Raw genomic sequence first — 20,070 nt, 5'->3', positions numbered from 1 at the left:
GCGGGTTCCCGGCCGTGTCCGAGCGTACTCATCAGTCACGAAGCGTGCCGGTTTTTCCCCACACATCGATCATCGGGGGAAGTATCCGTTCCGCCGCCGCGGCGATCGCGGTGACCTGTGCGGTGGTCAACACCGCAGGCTGCCGCTCGACGAGCCGGCGGGCCCGCCCGGCCCGCTGCACGGTCACACCGTCGAACGTGAACCCCGTGCGCGGCAGCCGCGCGCCGTGCACGGCGACGACCGCGTGCACCTCGACCCGGTGCCCGAGATCCTCCGACAGACGTTCGGCGACCGTACGCGCCGCGTCCCTCGCCGTCACGAGCAGCCGCGTCATCGGCCGCGGCCCGACCCACAGCCGCTCGTCCACCGCGCGCAGCCGGGTGAGGACCGGCCAGCGACGCGAGACGATCGCGTACACGCCGGTCAGGCCGACGACGAGGTGGTCGAGGTTCGCGTGGGCGGGTATGGGCAGCGCCCGGTCGTGCAGCACGTGGAAGTAGGCCGGGTCCAGCCGCGACAGGCGCCGGCCGGTACGCCGCTCGGCCGCCGCGCCGCGCCGCCAGTGGGTGACGGGGTCCGGCTTGACCCGCAGGTAGAAGGAGTGCAGGAGGAGGGCCGTGAGGGCGGCGGCCAGACCGGTCAGCCAGTCGAAGACGCCTGCGGTCATGGCGCCCGCGACGCCCGCCAGGACGGTCCGCGCGAGGACCCGCTCCTGCCGGTACTCCGCCCGCAGGCGCCGGTATCGGGCGTGCGCCGACGCGCCGGCCACCGAAGCACCTCGTCCAGGCACCGCTCCTCCTCAAGGGAAAGAGTGATGTCCCGCGACCGGGGCCTCAAGACACTTGACCACCTGTCGACCGAGTCATGGCCGAGGTCCGCCCTCCGGCGGAGCCATGGCCGAGGCCCCCTCCGACGGGGTCACGACCGACGGCCACCCTCCGGCGAGGTCACGGCCGAGGTCCGCCCTCCGGCATCGTCGTACGGTCCTCCGCGCGGAGCCGCGCGGCGAGGTCGCGGTTGATCCGGCGGGGCCAGGACGGTCCGCCGTAGATCAGGCCCGTGTAGGCCTGGACCAGGGTCGCGCCGGCCTGGAGGCGTTCCCAGGCGTCGTCGGCCGTCTCGATGCCGCCGACCGAGATCAGCACGAGCCGGTCGCCGGCGCGCTCGCGCAGGCGCCGCAGCACCTCCAGCGAGCGCTCCCTGAGTGGCGCGCCCGACAGCCCGCCCGTCTCGTCGGCGTGCGCGTCGGTCAGGCCCGTACGGGAGATCGTGGTGTTGGTCGCGATGACGCCGTCGAGACCGAGGTCGAGGGCCAGGTCGGCGACGGCGTCGACGTCGGCGTCCGCGAGGTCGGGTGCGATCTTCACCAGCAGCGGCACGTGCCGGGGCGTGGTGCGCCGCGCGGCCTGCCGTACCTGCTCCAGGAGGGGCCGCAGGTGCTCGACGGCCTGGAGGTTCCGCAGGCCGGGGGTGTTGGGCGAGCTGACGTTGACGACGAGGTAGTCGGCGAGCGCGGCCAGCCGTTCGGTGCTCTCGACGTAGTCGGCGGCGGCCTCGGCCTCCGGGACGACCTTGGTCTTGCCGATGTTGACCCCGACGACGGACCGGCGCCGGCCCTTGAGCCGGTCCGCGGCGGCCCGCGCGCCGTCGTTGTTGAAGCCCATCCGGTTGATCAGCGCCCGGTCCTTCGGCAGGCGGAACAGCCGCGGGCGGGGGTTGCCGGGCTGTGCCCGCGCCGTGACCGTGCCGATCTCCACGAACCCGAACCCGAACGCGCCCAGCGCCTCGTACGCCTCGGCGTCCTTGTCGAACCCGGCGGCCAGGCCGAGCGGGCTGGGGAAGTCCAGACCGAGCGCGCGGACGCGCAGGACGGGGTCGCGCGGCCCGTACCGGCGGCGGACCAGCGCGAGTACGCCGGGTACGACGGCGAGGAGGCGCAGGCCGCGGAAGCTCAGCCGGTGCACGGTCTCGGCGGGCAGGCGGCGCAGGATGAGGGCGAAGATCAGTCGGTACATCGGCCCTGATTCTCCCAGTGACGCCGATCCGGGGTGACGGCGGCCGTGCCCGGAGCGCACCCACCGGGACCGCGACGTCGGCGGCCCACTCTCGTTCGGCTGGTCACGCACACGAGATCGCGCGCCGAGGCGGGCCATGTCCGCGCCACCCGGCGACTCACCGCGCTAGCGTGGAGGCCGTGAGTCCGCGGATCGAGATCGACGGTCATCCCGCGACAGCGGCCGAGCTGGGGCACTTCGCGCTCGGGAACTACGGGCACTTCACCGCGATGCAGGTCCGCGAGGGCCGGACGCGCGGGCTGGACCTCCACCTGGCCCGGCTCGACGCGGCGCAGCGGGAGTTGTTCGGCGACGGGCTGGATCCGGCGCTGGTGCGCTCGCGCATCCGTCACGCGCTCGGCGAGACCCGCGACGCGTCCGTACGGGTCACCGGGTTCTGGCCGGAGGGTGCCGCCGAGCCGTCCCTCCTGGTCTCCGTGCGCCCGCCGGCCGACACTCCGCGCTCGCCGCAGAGTCTGCGGACCGCGCCGTACCAGCGGCCCGTCGCGCACGTGAAGCACCTCGGCGGGTTCGGGCAGAGCTACTACGGCCGCGTCGCGCGGCGTACGGGCTTCGACGAAGCGCTGCTCGTCGGGCCGGGCGGCGTCGTCTCCGAGGGCGCGATCACCAATCTGGGCTGCTATGACGGCACGTCGGTGGTGTGGCCCGACGCGCCGGCCCTGGACGGCGTCACCATGCTGCTGCTCGAACGCGACCTGCCCGGCGAGGGCGTGCCGTCGCGGCGCGGCCCGGTGCGGGTGGACGACCTGCCGTCGTACGCCTCGGTGTTCGTCACCAACTCCCGCGGGGTGGCGGCGGTCGATCGCGTGGACGACCTGCGGCTGCCGGTCGACGAGGGGTTCATGAAGACGGTGCGGCGGACGTACGAGTCCGTGCCGTGGGACGTCATCTGAGGTGACCCCACCGACGCGAAGACCCCGCCAGGAATCTGGCGGGGTCTCCCACGTTGGCACCGGTGCGCGGGTCGCCTCACGGCGAAATGCACAACACGGCTCCAGCCGAACGGTATTCCGTGAAGGCGATGGTTAGGCCCGGGGGACACCGAACGCACCGGCCACGTCGAGTGTAACAAGAGGGGCGGATGCGTTTGTTCCCGTCCACGGCCGGGTTTTCCGCGGCGCCGTCAGATGACCTGTGTCCAGGGCGGCGCGCGGGCAGAAGGTTGTCATGACATCTAGCCTGGGTCACATGGACCCGCTCAGCACCGGCGAACTTCAGGTGTGGCAGGCGTGTAAGACCCTGGGACACGAGGTCACCCGCCGCGTCGGCGCGGAGTTGACGGCCGTCACCGGGCTGTCGGGCTCGGAGTACGGTCTCCTGTCCCGGCTGGAGGAGCTGGGCGGCGGCCGGCTCGGGCAGCAGGCGCTGGCCGACGCGATGGGCTGGGCGAAGAGCCGCATGTCCCACCAGCTGACGCGGATGGCGGCGCGAGGGATCGTCCGGCGTGAGAAGGGGCCGGCCGGCGTGATCGTCGTGCTCACCGCGGACGGCCGTGAGCTGCTGGCGCGGGCGCGGCCCGTGCACGCCGCCGCCGTGCGCGAGCACCTGATCGACCGGCTCGGGGAGGCCGAGCGGGCCATGCTCGTACGGATCGCCGGCCGCCTCGCCGGTGAGGCCGAGCCGGCCGGATGACGGGCGTCGCTCAGGTTCCGGTGCCGGTCGCCCAGAGGACTCTGCCGTCCTGGACGATCGTCAGGTCGCCGTCGGCCTGAAGGACGAGCACCGCGCCGTCGTGTCCGTCGGTGCGCGAACTCCACAGCGTCCGCTGGTCGCCGCCGTACAGCACGAAGTTGCCGTCCGCCTGGAAGACGGCATGGGTGCCGGACGCGTGGGTGCCGCTCGACCAGACCCGCTCGTCGTTCCGGTCGCGCAGGACCAGGTCGCCGCCCGAGGTCAGGGACAGGCGGAGCCGGTTCGTACGGATCTCGTCGCCGGGATACAGCACGTACGTCCCGTGCACGACCCGCGTCTGCCCCTCGGCGGCCGCCCGTTTCCCCGTGCTCGCCGACCGCCGGGGCGCGGCCGTGTCCTTCGGCTTCGGTGCGAGGGCGCGACGCACGGCGGCGTTCGCGGAGGACCCCGGGCCGGGCGTCGTACGGGAGTCCGTCCGCGGTCTCGTCCTCGGCGACGTGCGCGGTGGCGCCGATCGCTCCGACGGGCTCGGCGAGGGGATCTTCGCCTTCGGCACCGGAGGAAGGGACGGCGGCGGCGAGGAGGACCGCGGCTGCCAGGTCGGCGCGGGCGCCGGCACGGCCGGCCTCTCCGCGGTCCGCTCGGTCACCGGGCCGTGCGGCCGTGCCTTCGCCGACGAGGCCACGGAGTCGCCGAGCACCCGCTCCGTGGGCGAAACCACCGCGAACGGCGCCGCCGCGAGGACGGCGATGCCCGTCGCCGTGAGCAGCGCCATCCCCGTACGCCGCCGGCGGGCGGGCGAGGGCCCGGCGACCTCGTCGACGGCGTCCGGCGGCCCGTCGAGCACGATGATCGGCGAGACCCGCAGGGGCCTTCCTCCGCCCGCCGTCGTTCCCGCTTCGTCCGGCGGCTCCGCCACCCGCTCATCCGTCATGCCGTCTCCTTCCGTGCCGTCGCGGACGCCGTCCAGAGAGACGGGCCCGCACCGGTATCACGTCCGCGACCGCCCGCCGGGATCACTCCGGCTCGGCGGCGACGGCGATGACCATGGAGAATCCACGCTGTGAAAATCAGGGGAATCGGTACCCGCGCTTTCGTCGGCATGGCGGCGGCGATGGCATTGCTGGGTACCCTCATCGAGCCGGCGCAGGCCGCCGAACGACCGGACCACTCCGGCCGTGGCATCGCCCAGAAACTGCGGCAGACCATGGACCGGCTGCACTTCGAGCAGGTCCTCGACCTCGCGCCGCCGACCGCGTCGGCGCAGGCCCGTGCCATGACGGCACAGTCGGTGGACAAGGACGCGACAACGCCCCAGCAGCGCGCGAAGCGTTTCGCCGCACTCGCGTCGGATCCGCAGCCGATCGTCCAGCAGCCGCAGATCGACACGACCGTCATCGAACTGGACGCGCACGGCCGGCCCGTTTCCTCCGGCACCGTGCTGATGAGCCCGCAGTATCCGCACGGAATCGTCGTTCCGGTGGACGGGAATTACCACTCCGACGCCGTTCGCTGGCGCCAATGGGACGACGCCGGGTGGTACACCAACCACGCCCAGGGCACCATCGACATCGTCCCCGGCCGGGAGAACGCCCCGCTCGACTTCATGGAGCCCTATCCCGCGTCGGTGCTGAAGCTGATGGTCGTCTTCGGGGTCCTCCGGCTCGTCGACCAGGGCACGGTCAAGCTCGACGACACCTACGCCTACCAGCCGACGTCGCTCAGCTCGCTCTGCGGTGACGCCACGAGCGACACGATCCGCGACTACATCGACGCCTCGATCACCTGGTCCTCCAACGCCGCGTCGTGCGCACTGGTCAAGCTGCTCTGGGACCACGACGCGGTCGACGGGCTCAACCAGACGTTCCAGGACCTGGGCCTGGAGACGATGCAGCTGAAGGAGACCAACCCGGCGAACGGCGGGCACTGGTCCAACCCGGTCACCATGACCTCGCTGGACACCGCCAAGCTCCTCATGATCATCAATGGCTCGCCGGGCCGGCTGTGGACCACGCCGAACGGCACGCCGGTCACCGCCGCCGCCCTGAGCCCGTCCTCGCGGCGGTTCTTCAAGAGCGAGCTGTTCCAGCAGGGCTACAACGACGTGCTGTCCACCACGAGCTGGTGCGGCGCGGACTACCCGGCGCCGGGCATCCCCCAGCTCACCGCGTCGCGCTGGATCGCGGCCGACGGCACGACCACGGTCGGCGGCGACGCGTACGCCCATGACGTGCGGCCGTGCGACCTGGCCGCCCAGGTGACGTACTCGCACAAGACCGGCCTGGTGGGCAACTCGGCCTCGGACGCGGGCATCGTGAAGGCCCTGCCGGGCAGGGGCGGTCGGACCTACATCATCGCGATGTTCTCCAACCTCGGCGACCAGTACCAGGACCCGAACCGTCCGCCGACGGCCCCGGGCGCGCACCCGGTCGCCTACACGGAGAAGTTCGCCCAGCTCGGCAAGATCATCGATCAGTTCGAAGCAGCGCGTCACTGAGACAGCGGCGGTCCGGCGGCCTCGGAGCCGCCGGACCGCCGTACGTCTCCTCAGTACGCGAAGGTGATGCGGCGCCTGATCGCCTCGCCCTTCTCCAGCTCGGTCACGAGACCGTCCGCGTAGTCCTCGGCGCTGATCCGGCTCCGGCCCTCGGCGTCGGTGAGCAGCTCGTCGCCGCCCCGGCGGTGGTTCCCCGTACGCTCGCCGGGCGCGATCTCGGCCGCCGGAGAGACATAGGTCCAGTCGAGGTCGCCGGCCTCCTCGCGCAGCAGGTCCAGCAGCGCGGCCTGGGCCAGCGCCCCCTCCTTCCAGGCGGGCGGGAAGTCGGGGGCGTCCACGAGCCGTGCGCCCGGCGCGACCTCCAGACTGCCCGCTCCCCCGACGACGACCAGCCGGCGGACGCCCGCGGTGCGCAGCGCCTCGAACACCGCGCGTCCGGTGCCGAGCATCCCGTCCTCGCCCGGCGTGATCGCGAGCACGACCGCGTCATGGCCCGCGGCGAGCGCGGCCACCGCCGAAGCGTCACTGGCGTCTCCGGCCGTGGTGCCGTCGGCGCCGCTGCGCGTGACGCCCGTGACCGTGTGCCCCCGTCCGCGCGCCTCGGTCGCGATCCGGCTCCCGATCATGCCGGTGGCGCCGATCAGCAGAATCCTCATGGTGTCGCCTTCCTGGACGTTCTTCATCAGGGACGTGACGGTATCCATTGGATATCGGTTACTTCAACGTGCTATTGATATCTAGTGGAAACCATTGAGCAGGGAGACGCCTTCGACCCCGACTGCCCCACGCGGCTGGTGCTCGACCGCATCGGCGACCGGTGGACCGTGCTGATCCTGCTGACACTGCGCGACGGGCCGCGGCGGTTCACCGAGCTGCGCCGCAAGGTCAACGGCGTGACCCCGAAGGTCCTCACCCAGACCCTGCGCGCGATGGAACACGACGGCCTGGTCACCCGCGAGGTGTTCGCGGAGGTCCCGCCGCGCGTGGAGTACACCCTGACCGCGCTCGGCATGTCCCTGCAGACCCCCATCCAGGCCATCACCGACTGGGCCGAGGCGAACGTCGGCAAGGTCATGGCCGCCCGCGAGGAGTCTCTCCGGGCCTGATCATCCGTCGGCGCATGGCCACGGTGGAACACGGGTAGGGCCGCGCAGGGACGCACCTTCCACGCGAACAGGCAGGTGAGGTCGATGGCGTCCGAGGAGTCCGCCCTCTCGCCCGGCCGCTCGATCTGGGCGGGCGTACTGATCGGGGTCGGAGTCGCGGCGTTCCTCGATGAGACGGTCTTCCACCAGCTGCTGCACTGGCACCACTTCTACGACCGGTCCACTCCGGCCGTCGGGCTGGTCTCCGACGGGCTCTTCCACGCGTTCGGCTGGTTCGCCACGGTGATCGGCCTGATCATGGTGGCCGATCTCGTGCGCCGTTCGGGACTGTCGGGACGGGCGCTCGCCGGAGGCGTCCTGCTGGGCGCCGGCGCCTTCCAGCTCTACGACGGCACGATCCAGCACAAGATCCTGCGGTTGCACCAGATCCGCTACCACGTCGAGATCGCGCCGTACGACTGGTCCTGGAACGTCATCGCGGTGATCCTGCTGCTCGTCGGCGCGTGGGTGCTCCGCCGGGAGGGGCGACGCCGGTGACCGCGTACGCGGCGGCGCTCGCGGCCGTCGCCCTCTACATCGCCGGCGCGCTACGCCTGCGGCGTCGCGGTGACGCCTGGTCGCCGTGGCGTGCCCTGTCCTTCGGCGTCGGCGCGTGCGGAGCCGCCGTCGCGGTGGCCGCGCCGCTGCCGGGCGGGGCGTTCACCGCCCACATGGTGCAGCACCTCATCCTGGGGATGTACGCGCCGCTGCTCCTGGTGCTGGGCCGGCCGATCACGCTCGCGCTGCGCGCCCTGCCACCCGGCCGCGTACGCCGTGGCCTGCTCGGGACGGCGCGGTCGCGGGCCGCCGCGTTCCTGGTCTTCCCGCCGGTCGCGGCGGCGCTGGACGTGGGCGGCCTGTGGATCCTGTACCGAACGCCCCTGTTCGCGGCAACCCACGAGCGTCCGTGGGCGCATGCCCTGGTCCACCTGCACGTCCTGCTCGCCGGAGTGCTCTTCACCGTCGCCGTCTGCCAGGTCGAGCCGCTGCGGCACCGGTACTCGATCGCGCTGCGCGGCGCGACGCTCGTGCTCGCGGGCGCCGCGCACGCCGTACTGGCCAAGTCCCTGTGGGTGACGCCGCCCCCGGGGTTCTCCGCGCCCGACCCGCACACCGGCGCGGAGGTGATGTACTACGGCGGCGACGCCGCCGAGATCGCGCTGGCCGTGGTGATCGCCCTGCGCTGGTACGCGGCCGGCGGCCGGGCCCTGCGCCGCCCCGCCCGGCCGTCCGGCGGGAGGCCTCACAGCCGTACGGGCAGGGCACGCACGCCGTTGTCCACGAAGGTGGAGCGGTAGGAGAGCTCCGTCGCGGCCACCTCCAGGCCGGGGAAGCGGGTGAACAGCCGCTCCAGCGCGATGGTGGCCTCCATGCGGGCCAGCGGCGCGCCGAGGCAGAAGTGCGCGCCGTGTCCCAGCGAGAGATGCCGCGCGGCGTCGGACCGGCGGGGCCGGGTCACGTCGAAGCGGTCGGCGTCCGGCCCGTGCGCCGCCGGGTCGCGTCCCGCGGCCGAGTAGCCCGCCAGTACGGGGGTGCCCTGCGGGATCACCGTGCCGTCGACCGTCAGGTCGCGGACGGGATAGCGGAAGGGGAAGAAGCTGACCGGCGCGTCCCAGCGCAGGGTCTCCTCGACCGCGTCCGCCCAGCCGGCCTCGCCGTTCAGGACCAGGTCGAGCTGGTCGCGGTGGGCGCACAGGGCGCGGACCGCGTTGGCGATCAGGGACAGCGTGGTCTCGTGCCCGGCGACGACCATCAGGAGCAGGGTGCCGATGAGCTCCTCCTGGCTGAGCCGGTCGCCGTCCTCGTCGCGGGTGGCGATCAGCGCGCTGGTGAGGTCGTCGCCGGGCCGCTCCGCGCGGGCCGCGGCGACCGTGCCCAGGAGGGCCACCATCTCCCGGTTGGCGGCTAAGACCTCCTCCGGGCCGGCGTTCGTGGCCACCACCCGGTCGGACAGCCGGTGCAGGGTGTCGCGGTAGGCGTCGTCGATCCCGAGCAGCTCGCCGATGACCCCGATCGGCAGCGGCAGCGCGAAGTGCCGGATCAGGTCGACGACTCCGCCGTCGGCGGCGCGCTCAAGCCCGTCGAGCAGGCCGGCGGTCATCTCCTCGACCCGTGGACGCAGGAGCTCGACCCGCCGGGCGGTGAACGCCTTGCTGACCAGGGAGCGCAGCCGGCGGTGGTCGGCGCCGTCGGCCGTCGTCATGCCCGGCACCGTGGCGAAGGTCAGCAGGGGCCAGCCGGCCGGGATCCGCCCGTCGCGTAGCGCCGCGAAGTGCCGGGCGTCCTTGGCGACGTCGGCGCGGGAGAGGAACTCCTTCAGCGCCTCGTGCCCGAGCACCGCCACGCCCTCGACGTCTCCGGGGAGCACGACCGGTGCGACGGCCCCGCGCGCGAGCAGCCGCGCGTTGTCGGCGTGCGGACTGCCGCCGGCCGGGTTCAGCCGGTACGGCGGGACGGAAGAGGTGTTCACCATGCCCTCCTCGGCACGACCGGGTCCGTGGACCCCGCTGCCGTCGAGGCTACTCGCGAGGACCGCTCCACAGCGGAGAACATCGGCCCTTCTCTGGAGACGCGGCCGGGAGTCGAACCCGGAGATCGGTCGGTGTTGCAAGCCGCCGCCCGCAGCCGGCGAGAACCGCGCCCTGGTGTCCAACGCAGCGCAGACGGGACTCGAATCCGCAAGCACCGGAATGAAGGTCCGGCGGCTGTACCCGATTTGCCTACTGCGCCAGGCGTACCCCGTGCGGGAATCGAACCCGCGATCTCCGGATTGAGAGTCCGGCGTCTTCACCTGCGTCGACCAACGGGGCAGGAAAGCGGAGAGGGTGGGATTCGAACCCACGGAGGCACGGTGTCCTCACACCCTTAGCAGGAGTGCCCGATAAACCTGACTCTGGCACCTCTCCGAAGTACGCCGTCAGAGAATTGAACTCTGTTCCCCGGGGTAAGAACCCGGTGCATCACCCGTTATGCTTACGGCGTCCAGAACCGTACTCGGGACTCGAACCCGATTCCCCTGCTTGGAAGGCAGGTGCCTCACCCGTTCGGCTTGTACGGCATGTCATCGACACGTCGGAACGGCAGGATTCGAACCTGCGATCTCCGCTACCCGAAAGCGGCGCCCTGCCAGGCTGGGCCACGTCCCGTGGTGTGTCGCCGCGCGATGACGGCGACTCGTGGACCAACCGGGATTCGAACCCAGGAACTCCTCGGTGCAAGCGAGGCATGATTCCGTTTCACCATCGGCCCAAGTGCTCGTGAGCGGATGTCTCACGAGCCGATGTTCTCCACTGTGGAGTTGTCAATTTCCGGACCCGCATGAGGGCATGAAGCGATAAGAAAAGGCCGCTGGGGATGTCTCCTCCGGCGGCCTCTGGATCAGGGACTGAACGTCGCTATCCAGAGGTTCGTTCGGGCTCACTGGAGCCACTCGGAGAAGCACACGGACACTTGGCCGCCTCGGCGCCGGGTTCGTACGTCATCGTGTGCTCCTTTCTCGTTCGCGCTTTCTGGTCTCTATCGTAAGGACTCGCCCGGGAAAGGCAACCTTATTTTCCCGACGTTTTCCCTCAGCCGCGCAGCGCGGCCGAGATCGCGTCGAGCCGGCGGTCGACGGGACCGGCGGTGAACAGGCCCGTGCCCGCGCCCGCGAGTTCGCCGGCGGCCGGCCGGAGACGCGCCTCAACCCGCTCCAGCACCACCCGGTCGCCGAGTTCGAGCGCGGCCTCCGCCTCCACGCAGCACAGCGCCTCGTACGTCAGGTCCGCGGGAGGTTCGGCGAGCGCGCGCAGCGCCGTACCGGCCTCGGCTCGGCGGCCCGACCGCAGCAGGACGAGGGGCTCGACCCACGGCCGGTACGGCCCCCAGTCCGCGTCGGGGTCGACCTCGGCCTCCGGACCGAGCCGCAGGCACAGCAGCGCCATCGGCAGCAGCCCCCGCTCGACGCCGGGCATCCCCGCGTCGTCCAGCCGTACGGCGGCGGCGCGGTAGGCGTCCTCGGCCGACGGCCGGCCCTCGGCGGCCAGCCGCAGCGCCGCGTACCACTGCGTGAACACGCCGACGAGCGGGAGCTCGTGCCGCGCGGCCAGGCGGTCCACGGTGGACGCGTGCTCATCGGCCGTCGCGAAGTCGGCCAGGGCGGCGCGCGCCTGGATGCGGATCAGGTGCCCGAGCACCTCGTACGTCACCAGCCCGCGCCGCGCGGCCAGTTCCACCAGCTCGACGCCGATCGCGTCCCGCCTCCGGGCGAGCCCCGCCCGCGTACAGGACTGCATGAACCTGCCGTTGAGCGCGAACGCCAGCAGCGCCGGATCGTCCAGGCGGCGAGCGAGGTCCTCCGCCTCGCGCGCGGCCGCCGGTCCACGCGGGGAGCGGGTGCCGCGCATCTCCAGCGCGACGGTGGCCAGCAGGCGGGCACGCGCCGCCGGCGCGTCCGCCGGCAGGGCGGCGAGCGTACGCTCGGCCGCCGCGACGATCTCCGCGGCCTGCCGCGGGTCGTCGCTGCGCGTCCAGATCGCCGGGACGTCGTACGCGCCGATCACCCGCGCGGTCAGTTCCGGATCGCCGAACTCCTCCGCCGCGGCGATCGCCGTCATGCGGTGCGTCCGCGCCGCCTCCAGGCCGCCGCCTCCGGTCACCGCGAGGTTCCGCAGCAGGCCGACCGTGGACTCGATCCGGGCGCGGGCGCCCGCGCCGACCGTACGGTCGTAGGCGGCGGTGGCGTCCGTCCACAGCCGGGCCGCCGTGGTCACCGGCGCGTCCAGGCGCGGATCCTGGGCGAGGATCTCGGCCTCGAGCCGACGCAGGCCGGGGCCCGGGTCCAGCCCGAGCCCGCCGGCCAGGGTCGCGCGCGCCCGGCGCAGCACCGCGAGCGCGTCCGCCTGGCGGCCGGTCCGGTACAGGGCGAGGGCGAGCAGCCGCCAGCCCTCCTCGCGCCACGGATGCCCGGCCACGTGCGCGTCCAGGTCGGGCACCGCCTCGCCCGCGGCGCCGAGGGCGAGCCGCGCCTCCGCCTGACGCTCGACCGCGTGCAGCCGCAGTTCCGTGAGCCGGGTCCGCTCCGCCCGGGCCCAGTCCTGGTCGGTGAACTCGGCGTACGCGGGCCCGCGCCACCACGTCAGGGCCTCGGTCAGCCGGGCGAGCGCCTCCTCGGGCGGACCCTTCGCGGCGACGCCCCGCTCGAAGCGCCAGGCGTCCACGTCGTCGGTCCGCAGCGCGTACCCGGGCCCCTCGGTGACGAGCAGCCGGGCCGGCGCCCGAGGCGGCCGTCCCGGCTCCAGCGCGCGGCGCAGCGCCCCGACGAAGGTCCGTACGGCGCTCACCGCACCGTCGGGCGGGTCGATCCACAGGTCGTCGACCAGGCCGGACACCGGGACGACGCGGCGGCGAGCGATGATCAGCCGGGCCAGTACCGCGCGGTGCCGCGGCCCCTTCAGGTCGACCGCGGTCCCGTCGGCGTCCCACGCCGCCACCGGCCCCAGCACCCCGAACCGCACCCGCCCGTCCCCTCTTCCGTCGCGCTGACCGGATGCTCATTCGCGCCCGGCAGGCTGCCTGGTGTCTCGTTCCTCCACCGTACGGAAAGGACGGCACCATGCCGCCTGTCATCCCCGGCTTCGACTACCGGCGCGTCCCCGTCGCCGACGGCGTGTCCCTGAACACGGCCGTCGGCGGCACCGGCAGCCCGATCGTGCTGCTGCACGGCTTTCCGCAGACCCACCTGATGTGGCGGCACGTCGCCGCCGACCTCGCCGCGGACCACACGGTGATCTGCCCCGACCTGCGCGGGTACGGGGCGAGCGACAAGCCGGCCGAAGACGACGAGACCACGTACGCGAAGCGCACGATGGCCGCCGACGTCGTCGCCCTGGCCCGGGCCCTCGGACACGAACGCTTCGCGCTCGCCGGGCACGACCGGGGCGCCCTGGTCGCGTTCCGCGCCGGCCTGGACCATCCCGACGCGGTCTCCCACCTGGCCTGCCTGGACGTCCTGCCGACCCTGGACATGTGGGAGGTCATGCACGGCACGACGGCCGCGGTGGGCTTCCACCTGTACCTGATGGCCCAGCCGCCGGGCCTGCCGGAGCAGATGATCGCCGCGAGCGCGGACGCGTTCTTCGGCCACTTCCTCGACATCTGGGCCCTCGACCGTACGGCGATCCCCGCCGACGTCCGCGCCGCGTACCTGGACGCCTGCCGTGAGTCCGTGGTCTCGATCGTCGCCGACTACCGCGCCTCCGCCGGCATCGACGTACGGCACGACACGGCCGACCGCGAGGCCGGGCGGCGGCTGGAGATGCCGGTCACCGTCCTCCAGCAGGACTGGGGCGCGGCCCTGGGCTTCGACGCGGCCGCCCTCTGGCGCACCTGGGCCACCGACCTGCGGCATTCGTCGGTGAAGTACGGCCACTTCATGGCCGAGGAGGCCCCCGCCGAGGTCGCCGGGGCCTTGCGCGCGCTGGTCGCCGCTTAGACGCCCGTGCTCACGCGCTGCTCGGCCGGGCCGGGTCGAACACCTCGTTCACCGTGATCCGGTCGAACGCGTCGAGAAGCGCCCTGGTGCCCTCGGTCACCTTCAGGTCGATCTCGGCGGGATGCAGCGGTACGAGGGCGAGCAGCGAGATCTGCTTTCCCTCGGCGGTGATGACGGTGTGCGCCTCCTCGGGGTGGTCGACCATCGGCGCGACGAGGACACCGGCGAACGGGGTGCCGTCGGCGTACGGTTCGGCCGGATCGCCGTTGGGCACCGAGTGCCAGACCCCGATCCAGGTGTCGTACTCGTGCGGCAGGCGCGCGACCGTCTTCAGGAGCCGGACGGGCCAGTACGCCTTCTCGTCGTTCAGGGCGTCCGCGCTCAGCGGCCAGTCCGGGGGCAGGCAGATGAGAAGCTCGGCGTACGGGCCGACGCCCTCCGGGACCGTCATGGGCAGATCGCTCATCCCGGAGGTGATGAGGGTGTAGTACGGCCGCTCGGGGCTCGGTTCCACCACGTGCACGTCGATGTGGACGAGGTCGGAGATGAACTCGTGCCACACGAACGCGATCTCCCCGAAGTGCCGCTGGATGTGCCGCTTGACGGCCTCCGCGGTGTCCGGGTCGGTGGGCGCGGCGGGTTCCCACTCACGCTCCCGCGCCGCGTACCGGAACAGCCCGCTGCCGGTCGGCGTCTCGGAGGGTTCCATGGCGGGTGAGCCTAGAGGAACCCTCCGACGGTGGCAGGATCAGGGGCCGTGAGGGGGACGATGGAGATCCTGTCCTATCCGAACAGCCGCGAACCGTGCCTCGTCGAGCGCCGAGTGGCGCGGCTCCGTCTGCACCGGCCTGGCCTGGGAGGGATTCGTCCCAGATGACGCGGCCAAACGATCTTTTCTGGCCGTTTCTCTGCCCACATGTCACAGATGGCCGGGCTGTCTCGTCTTTGGTGTCGGAGACAAGTTCCGAGCACCTCGACGTGCTGATCAACAACACCGGCATCAGCGGCCCCGGGGCACCAAGAAAGGAAATAATGCATAAAGTCGTCAAGAAGGTGGCGCTGTCGGTCAGTGCAGCGGTCGCGCTCGCCGTACCGCTCTCGGTGAACGATCCGGCAATGGCGGCCTCGTCACCGATCGCGGCATGCGGTGGCGGCTCGTATCACGTCATCGACAAGCATGATCTGGGCCCGGCCGTCATTTACCTGCTCTACAACGGCACCACCAACTGCGTGGTCACCTGGAAGGACAGCCCGAACACCACCAGCGTGTACGCCAGCATCCAGCGGCAAAGCGACGGGAAAGAGGTCCAGGACGTAGGTTACTACTCGACCTACGCCGGTCCGGTAAAGCTCAACGCTGCCGGAACGTGCGTCTGGTGGATGGGAGGCTACGGGAACTCCTACGAGTGGGGTTCGGGCTGGTCGCACTGCGCCTGATTAGTTCGTACGGGCGGCGGACAGGCGCAAGCGCTCGGCCAGGGCGTAGAAGACGAAGAAGTTGGGGATCGACCGCACCATGGTGCGGGTCAGCGACAGCCACTTGCCCTCGACGCGCAGGGACACCTGGCCGTCCTTGACCTTGATCTCCTGGATCCGCCGCCACGGGACGGACTTCCCCGAGGCCGACACTGTCTCCCGGTTGAGGGAGATGTCGCCGAACGACAGTGTGCCTCCGGACTGGATCGTGGCGACCGCGCGCGGGAGCTGAGCGTCGGTCACGGCCTGCTGGATGGCCTTGCCCCATTCTTCGGGCCGGTGGAACCCGCCGGCGAGCCCCAGAGTTTCGCCGGCGGGGTCGATGAGCCGGTACGAGTAGGTGGTGCGGACGTAGCCGCCGTTGCGGTAGTGCCGGACCGTGTTCTGGTAGACGGTGGTCGAGTCCCACCGCCGTACGTGGATCCGCCCTCCGACGCCGACGCAGACCAGGCCATGCTCGAAGAGCAGGAGTCGCTGGCCTTCCTTCTTCTGGTTCAGCAGTGCGATACGCCCGAACTGGAAGCCGAAGACGACCGCGAAGATCAGGCCCAGGATCGTAAGGAAGACGACTCCCGTGGCCAGGCCGATCAGTGCCAGCACCAGTGCGACACCCGCCACCACGCCGCCCACCGTCAACCGGCCCTTGGGCATCAGCGTCGCCGGATAGGTCGCCCGGTGGCCACCGAGTCGCGCCCGATGAGCAGCCTCACTGATCCTCGCGGAGACGTCTTCTGCTTCCATGGCCTGCTCTCACTCGATAAGCCGCACGGTTCCGTTCATCGAGACAATATTGTCTGTATGCCTGAGCCGGGCAAGCCACGGGTGAACACCCGCCGTACTCCGGCTCGGTGTCGGCGACCGGCGGGGGGGCGGTCGCCGACACCGGTTCAGGTCAGGCGGATGATGTGGCGGCCCGGCCGAGGTGTCGCGATCTCCTTCTCGTCGTGCGCGGTACGCGGCCGGCCACCGTGCCCGGGCGCGTCGATGGTCGCGACGTTGAAACCGCAGTGGTCGATGATGCGCCGCGCGCCCGACCACCGCCGGCGCCTTCCTGTGCCGGCCGCCGCCATGCCCCCGTCAGCACCAGGGGGCACGCCCGGCACCGGAGGCGGGCGACCAGAGAGCGCCGGTGACCTCACCCACGGCGAAGTCGCGCTCGACGACACCGTCCGACGATGTCTCCGCGGTGAAATGCACGGAATGCAGCCCGCCGCCCCGCCCAACCCAACCCCTTTTCACGCCGTACGCGACGGCTGGTCGAGTGCGCCGGCACGGGCGGCGGCCAGGGCCGCGGCCGCGGCGCGTTCGGCGACGGTCTCGTCGAACGGCTCGTGGGTCACCAGCAGCCGGTAGTACAGCGGCGCTCCGATCATCCGGATGACCTCGACCGGATCGGTTGCCTCGGGCAGTTCGCCGCGGGCGATGGCGCGGTGAACGATCTCGGCGGCCTGCGTGTTGCGGCGGGTCCAGAACTCGCGCAGCCCTTCCGCGGCCGGCGCGTTGTGCACCGACTCGGCGATCAGCGCCAGCACCAGCGACCCCGCGACGTGGTCGGTGAAGAACCGCGAGATCTGCACGGCGAGCCGGCGGAGGTCCTCGTCGACCGTACCGGTGTCGGCGAGGGGGATCTCGGCGGCGACGAACTCGTTGAGCAGTTCCATCAGCAGCCCGGCCGTGTCACGCCATCGCCGGTACACCGTGCTCTTCGCGACACCGGCCTTGTCGGCCACCCGTTCGATGCTCAGGCCCTCGTACCCGACCTCGACCAACACCGCGCGCGTCGCCGCGATCACCGCCTGCCGGACCCGTTCGGTGCGGCCACGCGGGCGGAGGGTGCCGGGGGCTGGACGTTCCGCAGACAAATAAAACTCCCGTTGCATTAGTGGGCGACATGCGTCTAGCATGACCGCTAACGCTCCAAGCGTTTCATTAATTCCGTCCGGACGCATGCCAGCGGTCCGCGCCGCCGGTTCGTCCACCCACCCATCCCGAAACGGAAGCGATCAGCGATGAACGACAGCACCGTACGACGCATCGCCGGCGGCGCCGGCCTTGTCGCCGCCCTACTGACCCTGGTCGAGGTCCCGCTCTACTTCGTCTACGACGGACCCCCGCCCGACGCCAACGTCCTGACCCGCAGCCTGTTCGGGCTGGTCGGGCTGACCTTCCTCGCCGTGTTCATGGTCTACCTGCGCCCGATGCTCACCCGCCGCGATCCCCGCGTCGAGCCGATGGCCACGCTGGCGGCGGCCGCGGGGCTCATGTGGGTGACGGTCGAGTTCGTCTCCAACGGGCTGGAGACCGGCGCGGTCATCCAGTCGGCCGAACCGATCGACCCGACCATCGCCGTCAGCGGAACGTACCTGCTCTACGGCACCATCACCCGCCTGATCGAGGCGCTGTTCCTCATCGCGTTCGCGGCCACCGTGCTCCGGGCCCGGAGCCTGCCCCGGTGGACGGCGTGGTCGGGTCTGCTGCTCGCCGCGATCAACCTGGCGTTCGTGCCCTCGATCTACTTCGGCAACGACCCGGCCAACTTCTACGCCGCCAACGGCTGGGGCACCACCGCCACCATGGGCGGACTGTTCATGCTGTGGCTCCTCGCCACGGCCATCGCCACCCTCCGCGCCAAAACCGACACCACCACCACCGCCCCCGCGCATGCACGCGAGGTCTTCACCCGCTGACCGGCCATCCGGCCTCGCGCATCGTGCGAGGCCGGCATGCCCCGGCCTACCGCGTGCTCAGCACGTGGAGGGCCGGGGATTCGCCGTGGACGTTCTCCGACACCGCGTACAGGCGGCCGCCGGGCCCGGGGCCAGGAGCTTGAGCGGTGAGGAAGGGTCGGCGCCGAAATCCCGGCCATGCGTCGTGACGTGGTACGGATACCCGGCGGTGACCAGTGCGCACGACCCGTCGGGTGTCACCGCGGTTCAGCGGGTCGCCGGTCGGATGGGCCGGTAGACGAGCCGGGTGATTCCGCATCGGTAGGACTTGGTGGCGACCGGCGTGAGGGGGGTGTGCGTGGTGAACAGTCGTTGTCCGGCGCCGAGCGCGACCGGCTCGACGAGGAAGACGTACTCGTCGATCAGGTCGAGCCGCGCGAAGGTCCGGGCGGTGCGCACACCGCCAGGCAGTCCAAGATCGCGGCCGGGGCGTTTCTTGATCTCGGCTACCGCGGCGGTCAACGCCGCGTCGTCGGATGCGACCAGAACCTCTGCGTTCGGGACGCCGAGTTGTTCTGGTGACCGTGAGACGGCAAAGGTGTGCATCGTTGCGACGGCCTCAGCGATGTCGCGGGAGGCATGAGAGGCTTTGGGGTCCTGGGCGACGCTCGCCCAGTAATGGATCATCGGCTCGGCGGTCGGATAGCCGATGAACCCCTCGTCGGCTCGCCGCAGTTGCGCGACGATGTCGGCGGTGAGTTCCGCGTCGTGCGCGGTGGTCATCCAGTCGAGTTCGCCGTTCGGGCCGGCGACGTAGCCGTCCAGGGACATGGTCATGTTCAGGAACAGGGTGCGCACGGTGTCTCTCCTCGGGCTGTGGTGGCCGGTTCAGCGGGATGTCCGGTCGCGTCGCACGAGGGCGAGGGCCGGGAGCAACACGGCCGCGGTCAGGGCGAAGGTGGTCGGGTAGCCGAGGTGGGTGACGGTCAGGCCCGCGCCGAACGCACCGGCGGCCATGCCGAGGTCGTACGCGGCGTTCCAGATCGCGCTCACCGCGCCCTCTTCCCCAGCGGGGACACGGGTGTACATCAGCGTCAGTGTCGCGTTCTGCAGCACGCCGAAGCCGATGCCGAACACGAGCGCTCCGGCGAGCACCGCCGCGGGCATGCTCGTGCAGATGAAGGCGGCCATGCCCGCGGCGGCCAGGATCAGCCCCGGCGCCAGAAGGCATGCCTGGCCGCGCCGGTCGCCGATCCGGCCGGCGATCCAGCGGCTCACCGTGGATGACGCGGGCTGGATGAACAGCGCGGCCGTGGCCACCCAGGTCGCCTGGCCGCGGGTGGCGAGCGGGAGGAAGGTGACGAGCACCCCGACCGCGGCGGTCGAGGCCGCGAAGATCGTCGCCGGACGCGCGAGCGCCGGGTTGCGCAGGCCGCCGAGGACCCCCCGGCGAGGTGCGGAAGCCGCATGGCGGGGCGCGGAAGCCGCGCGGCGGGGCAGTCCCGGTACGGACACCAGCGCGAGCAGAGGCGCCACGGTCGTGACGACGAACACCGGCGTGAAGCCGAAACGGGTCGCCGCCCACACGCCGGCCGGCAACGCGAGCAGTCCAGGAATCCCAGAGACGATGCCGACGAGAGCCAGTCCCTCACCGCGCCGGTCGGCGGGAATCAGCGCGGCCGTGATGGCACCGCCGGCCACCACGCAGATCGCAAAACCCGCACCGCGCACCGCGCTGACGGCGAGAATCACTGCCGGATCGCCGGACACCATCAGGACGGCGGTGGGCGCACCGAGAAGTACCAGCCCCAGCGCCAGCGCCCAGCGGTAGCCGACGCGACCGACGAGACGTGGCGTCACCAGTTCACAGGCCACGGTGGCGAGCAACAGGGTGACCGTCGCCAGCCCGGCGCCGCCGGCGGAGCCGGACTGGTCGGCGAACATCGGCATCACCGACAGCGGCAGATAGAACCCGATCGTCGAGCCGATGACCGACACGAAGCGGAGCAGAAGAGCGCGGGAGACCAGTTTCGGCGGGGCCACGGTCGTGGTCGGGGCGGTCGCCGCGGGGAGGGTGTCGATTGCCATGTCCAGGACGCTACGGGGC

21 protein-coding genes, 7 tRNA genes and 1 pseudogene are annotated in these 20,070 nt (G+C 71.7%); 9 read left to right on the top strand and 20 right to left on the bottom strand.

Annotated features, from left to right (window positions below):
* Positions 1-31: 31 nt before the first annotated feature.
* Both ACQEV1_RS06535 and ACQEV1_RS06530 read right to left on the bottom strand, forming a co-directional pair.
* A complete protein-coding gene (locus tag ACQEV1_RS06535) occupies positions 32-790 on the bottom strand; it encodes a nuclease-related domain-containing protein (protein WP_433392324.1) in 759 nt (252 codons plus the stop codon).
* A gap of 157 nt (positions 791-947) precedes the next feature.
* The gene (locus ACQEV1_RS06530) at positions 948-2,015 is read right to left on the bottom strand and encodes a quinone-dependent dihydroorotate dehydrogenase (RefSeq protein WP_285631761.1); all 1,068 of its coding nucleotides are present in this window, start codon (positions 2,013-2,015) and stop codon (positions 948-950) included.
* 179 nt (positions 2,016-2,194) lie between these two features.
* Here ACQEV1_RS06530 and ACQEV1_RS06525 point away from each other — a divergent pair, with 179 nt between their 5' ends.
* On the top strand, positions 2,195-2,968 hold the full coding sequence (locus tag ACQEV1_RS06525; RefSeq protein ID WP_285631758.1) for an aminotransferase class IV family protein: 774 nt from the start codon (positions 2,195-2,197) through the stop codon (positions 2,966-2,968).
* Between the two features lie 295 nt (positions 2,969-3,263).
* Positions 3,264-3,707 carry a MarR family winged helix-turn-helix transcriptional regulator gene (locus ACQEV1_RS06520; protein WP_285631755.1) on the top strand — a complete coding sequence of 148 codons (444 nt, stop codon included), beginning with the start codon at positions 3,264-3,266 and terminating at the stop codon, positions 3,705-3,707.
* Positions 3,708-3,717: 10 nt separating this feature from the next.
* Here ACQEV1_RS06520 and ACQEV1_RS06515 read toward each other — a convergent pair whose 3' ends face one another.
* A complete protein-coding gene (locus tag ACQEV1_RS06515) occupies positions 3,718-4,641 on the bottom strand; it encodes a hypothetical protein (RefSeq protein ID WP_433392321.1) in 924 nt (307 codons plus the stop codon).
* Positions 4,642-4,821: 180 nt separating this feature from the next.
* On the opposite strand from ACQEV1_RS06515, the gene ACQEV1_RS06510 reads away from it, so the two are divergent.
* The gene (locus tag ACQEV1_RS06510; RefSeq protein WP_433392319.1) at positions 4,822-6,204 is read left to right on the top strand and encodes a serine hydrolase; all 1,383 of its coding nucleotides are present in this window, start codon (positions 4,822-4,824) and stop codon (positions 6,202-6,204) included.
* Positions 6,205-6,254: 50 nt separating this feature from the next.
* Here ACQEV1_RS06510 and ACQEV1_RS06505 read toward each other — a convergent pair whose 3' ends face one another.
* Entirely contained in the window at positions 6,255-6,860 is a 606-nt protein-coding gene (locus ACQEV1_RS06505) for an NAD(P)-dependent oxidoreductase (protein ID WP_433392317.1), read from the bottom strand.
* An 84-nt stretch (positions 6,861-6,944) separates the two neighbouring features.
* Between ACQEV1_RS06505 and ACQEV1_RS06500 the strand changes: the two genes are divergently transcribed.
* The 3 genes from ACQEV1_RS06500 (at position 6,945) to ACQEV1_RS06490 (ending at position 8,647) form a co-directional block, all read left to right on the top strand.
* A complete protein-coding gene (locus tag ACQEV1_RS06500; RefSeq protein ID WP_433392315.1) occupies positions 6,945-7,310 on the top strand; it encodes a winged helix-turn-helix transcriptional regulator in 366 nt (121 codons plus the stop codon).
* Between the two features lie 84 nt (positions 7,311-7,394).
* On the top strand, positions 7,395-7,847 hold the full coding sequence (locus ACQEV1_RS06495) for a DUF2243 domain-containing protein (protein ID WP_285578252.1): 453 nt from the start codon (positions 7,395-7,397) through the stop codon (positions 7,845-7,847).
* Positions 7,844-8,647, top strand: a complete 804-nt coding sequence (locus ACQEV1_RS06490; protein WP_433392313.1) for a cytochrome c oxidase assembly protein — start codon at positions 7,844-7,846, stop codon at positions 8,645-8,647. The genes ACQEV1_RS06495 and ACQEV1_RS06490 overlap by 4 nt, the downstream gene beginning before the upstream one ends.
* Here ACQEV1_RS06490 and ACQEV1_RS06485 read toward each other — a convergent pair.
* The 10 genes and pseudogenes from ACQEV1_RS06485 to ACQEV1_RS06440 form a co-directional block, all read right to left on the bottom strand.
* Positions 8,593-9,819: a cytochrome P450 family protein gene (locus tag ACQEV1_RS06485; RefSeq protein WP_433392311.1), complete on the bottom strand. Its 1,227-nt coding sequence runs from the start codon at positions 9,817-9,819 to the stop codon at positions 8,593-8,595. The two genes, ACQEV1_RS06490 and ACQEV1_RS06485, sit on opposite strands and share 55 nt — an antisense overlap.
* A gap of 94 nt (positions 9,820-9,913) precedes the next feature.
* Positions 9,914-9,991: pseudogene (locus tag ACQEV1_RS06480) on the bottom strand.
* A 13-nt stretch (positions 9,992-10,004) separates the two neighbouring features.
* Positions 10,005-10,079: transfer RNA gene (locus ACQEV1_RS06475), tRNA-Glu, on the bottom strand.
* A 5-nt stretch (positions 10,080-10,084) separates the two neighbouring features.
* A tRNA-Glu gene (locus ACQEV1_RS06470) sits at positions 10,085-10,159 on the bottom strand.
* Between the two features lie 7 nt (positions 10,160-10,166).
* Positions 10,167-10,255, bottom strand: a tRNA-Ser gene (locus ACQEV1_RS06465).
* A 4-nt stretch (positions 10,256-10,259) separates the two neighbouring features.
* A tRNA-Lys gene (locus tag ACQEV1_RS06460) sits at positions 10,260-10,331 on the bottom strand.
* Positions 10,332-10,335: 4 nt separating this feature from the next.
* Positions 10,336-10,407, bottom strand: a tRNA-Gly gene (locus ACQEV1_RS06455).
* Between the two features lie 14 nt (positions 10,408-10,421).
* Positions 10,422-10,495, bottom strand: a tRNA-Pro gene (locus ACQEV1_RS06450).
* Between the two features lie 31 nt (positions 10,496-10,526).
* Positions 10,527-10,598 (bottom strand) — tRNA-Ala (locus ACQEV1_RS06445).
* 320 nt (positions 10,599-10,918) lie between these two features.
* Entirely contained in the window at positions 10,919-12,844 is a 1,926-nt protein-coding gene (locus ACQEV1_RS06440; RefSeq protein WP_433392309.1) for a BTAD domain-containing putative transcriptional regulator, read from the bottom strand.
* Between the two features lie 98 nt (positions 12,845-12,942).
* Here ACQEV1_RS06440 and ACQEV1_RS06435 point away from each other — a divergent pair, with 98 nt between their 5' ends.
* Entirely contained in the window at positions 12,943-13,821 is an 879-nt protein-coding gene (locus ACQEV1_RS06435; RefSeq protein ID WP_433392307.1) for an alpha/beta fold hydrolase, read from the top strand.
* 10 nt (positions 13,822-13,831) lie between these two features.
* On the opposite strand, the gene ACQEV1_RS06430 is transcribed toward ACQEV1_RS06435, so the two are convergent.
* The gene (locus ACQEV1_RS06430) at positions 13,832-14,530 is read right to left on the bottom strand and encodes a suppressor of fused domain protein (RefSeq protein ID WP_433392305.1); all 699 of its coding nucleotides are present in this window, start codon (positions 14,528-14,530) and stop codon (positions 13,832-13,834) included.
* A 269-nt stretch (positions 14,531-14,799) separates the two neighbouring features.
* Between ACQEV1_RS06430 and ACQEV1_RS06425 the strand changes: the two genes are divergently transcribed.
* On the top strand, positions 14,800-15,258 hold the full coding sequence (locus tag ACQEV1_RS06425; protein WP_433392303.1) for a hypothetical protein: 459 nt from the start codon (positions 14,800-14,802) through the stop codon (positions 15,256-15,258).
* Here ACQEV1_RS06425 and ACQEV1_RS06420 read toward each other — a convergent pair whose 3' ends face one another.
* From ACQEV1_RS06420 to ACQEV1_RS06410, 3 genes are all read right to left on the bottom strand, one after another.
* The gene (locus tag ACQEV1_RS06420; RefSeq protein ID WP_285631727.1) at positions 15,259-16,038 is read right to left on the bottom strand and encodes a DUF6585 family protein; all 780 of its coding nucleotides are present in this window, start codon (positions 16,036-16,038) and stop codon (positions 15,259-15,261) included.
* 146 nt (positions 16,039-16,184) lie between these two features.
* Positions 16,185-16,391 (bottom strand): hypothetical protein, encoded by a 207-nt coding sequence (locus ACQEV1_RS06415; RefSeq protein WP_433392301.1) that lies wholly within the window; start codon positions 16,389-16,391, stop codon positions 16,185-16,187.
* 141 nt (positions 16,392-16,532) lie between these two features.
* Positions 16,533-17,159, bottom strand: coding sequence for a TetR/AcrR family transcriptional regulator (locus ACQEV1_RS06410; protein WP_433392299.1), 627 nt, complete (start codon positions 17,157-17,159; stop codon positions 16,533-16,535).
* 147 nt (positions 17,160-17,306) lie between these two features.
* Between ACQEV1_RS06410 and ACQEV1_RS06405 the strand changes: the two genes are divergently transcribed.
* Positions 17,307-17,984 (top strand): hypothetical protein, encoded by a 678-nt coding sequence (locus ACQEV1_RS06405; RefSeq protein WP_285631721.1) that lies wholly within the window; start codon positions 17,307-17,309, stop codon positions 17,982-17,984.
* A 246-nt stretch (positions 17,985-18,230) separates the two neighbouring features.
* Here ACQEV1_RS06405 and ACQEV1_RS06400 read toward each other — a convergent pair whose 3' ends face one another.
* Together ACQEV1_RS06400 and ACQEV1_RS06395 are read right to left on the bottom strand one after the other, a co-directional pair.
* Entirely contained in the window at positions 18,231-18,821 is a 591-nt protein-coding gene (locus ACQEV1_RS06400) for a dihydrofolate reductase family protein (RefSeq protein WP_433392295.1), read from the bottom strand.
* Positions 18,822-18,851: 30 nt separating this feature from the next.
* Complete coding sequence (locus ACQEV1_RS06395; RefSeq protein WP_433392292.1) at positions 18,852-20,051, bottom strand: MFS transporter; 1,200 nt, start codon at positions 20,049-20,051, stop codon at positions 18,852-18,854.
* Positions 20,052-20,070: the final 19 nt, after the last annotated feature.

Origin of the sequence: Actinoallomurus sp. CA-142502 (assembly GCF_050936355.1) — a bacterium.
Taxonomy (GTDB): Bacteria; Actinomycetota; Actinomycetes; order Streptosporangiales; family Streptosporangiaceae; genus Actinoallomurus; species Actinoallomurus iriomotensis.
Note: the sequence above shows the minus strand (reverse complement) of the source record. Positions and strands in the feature narration are given on the sequence as shown.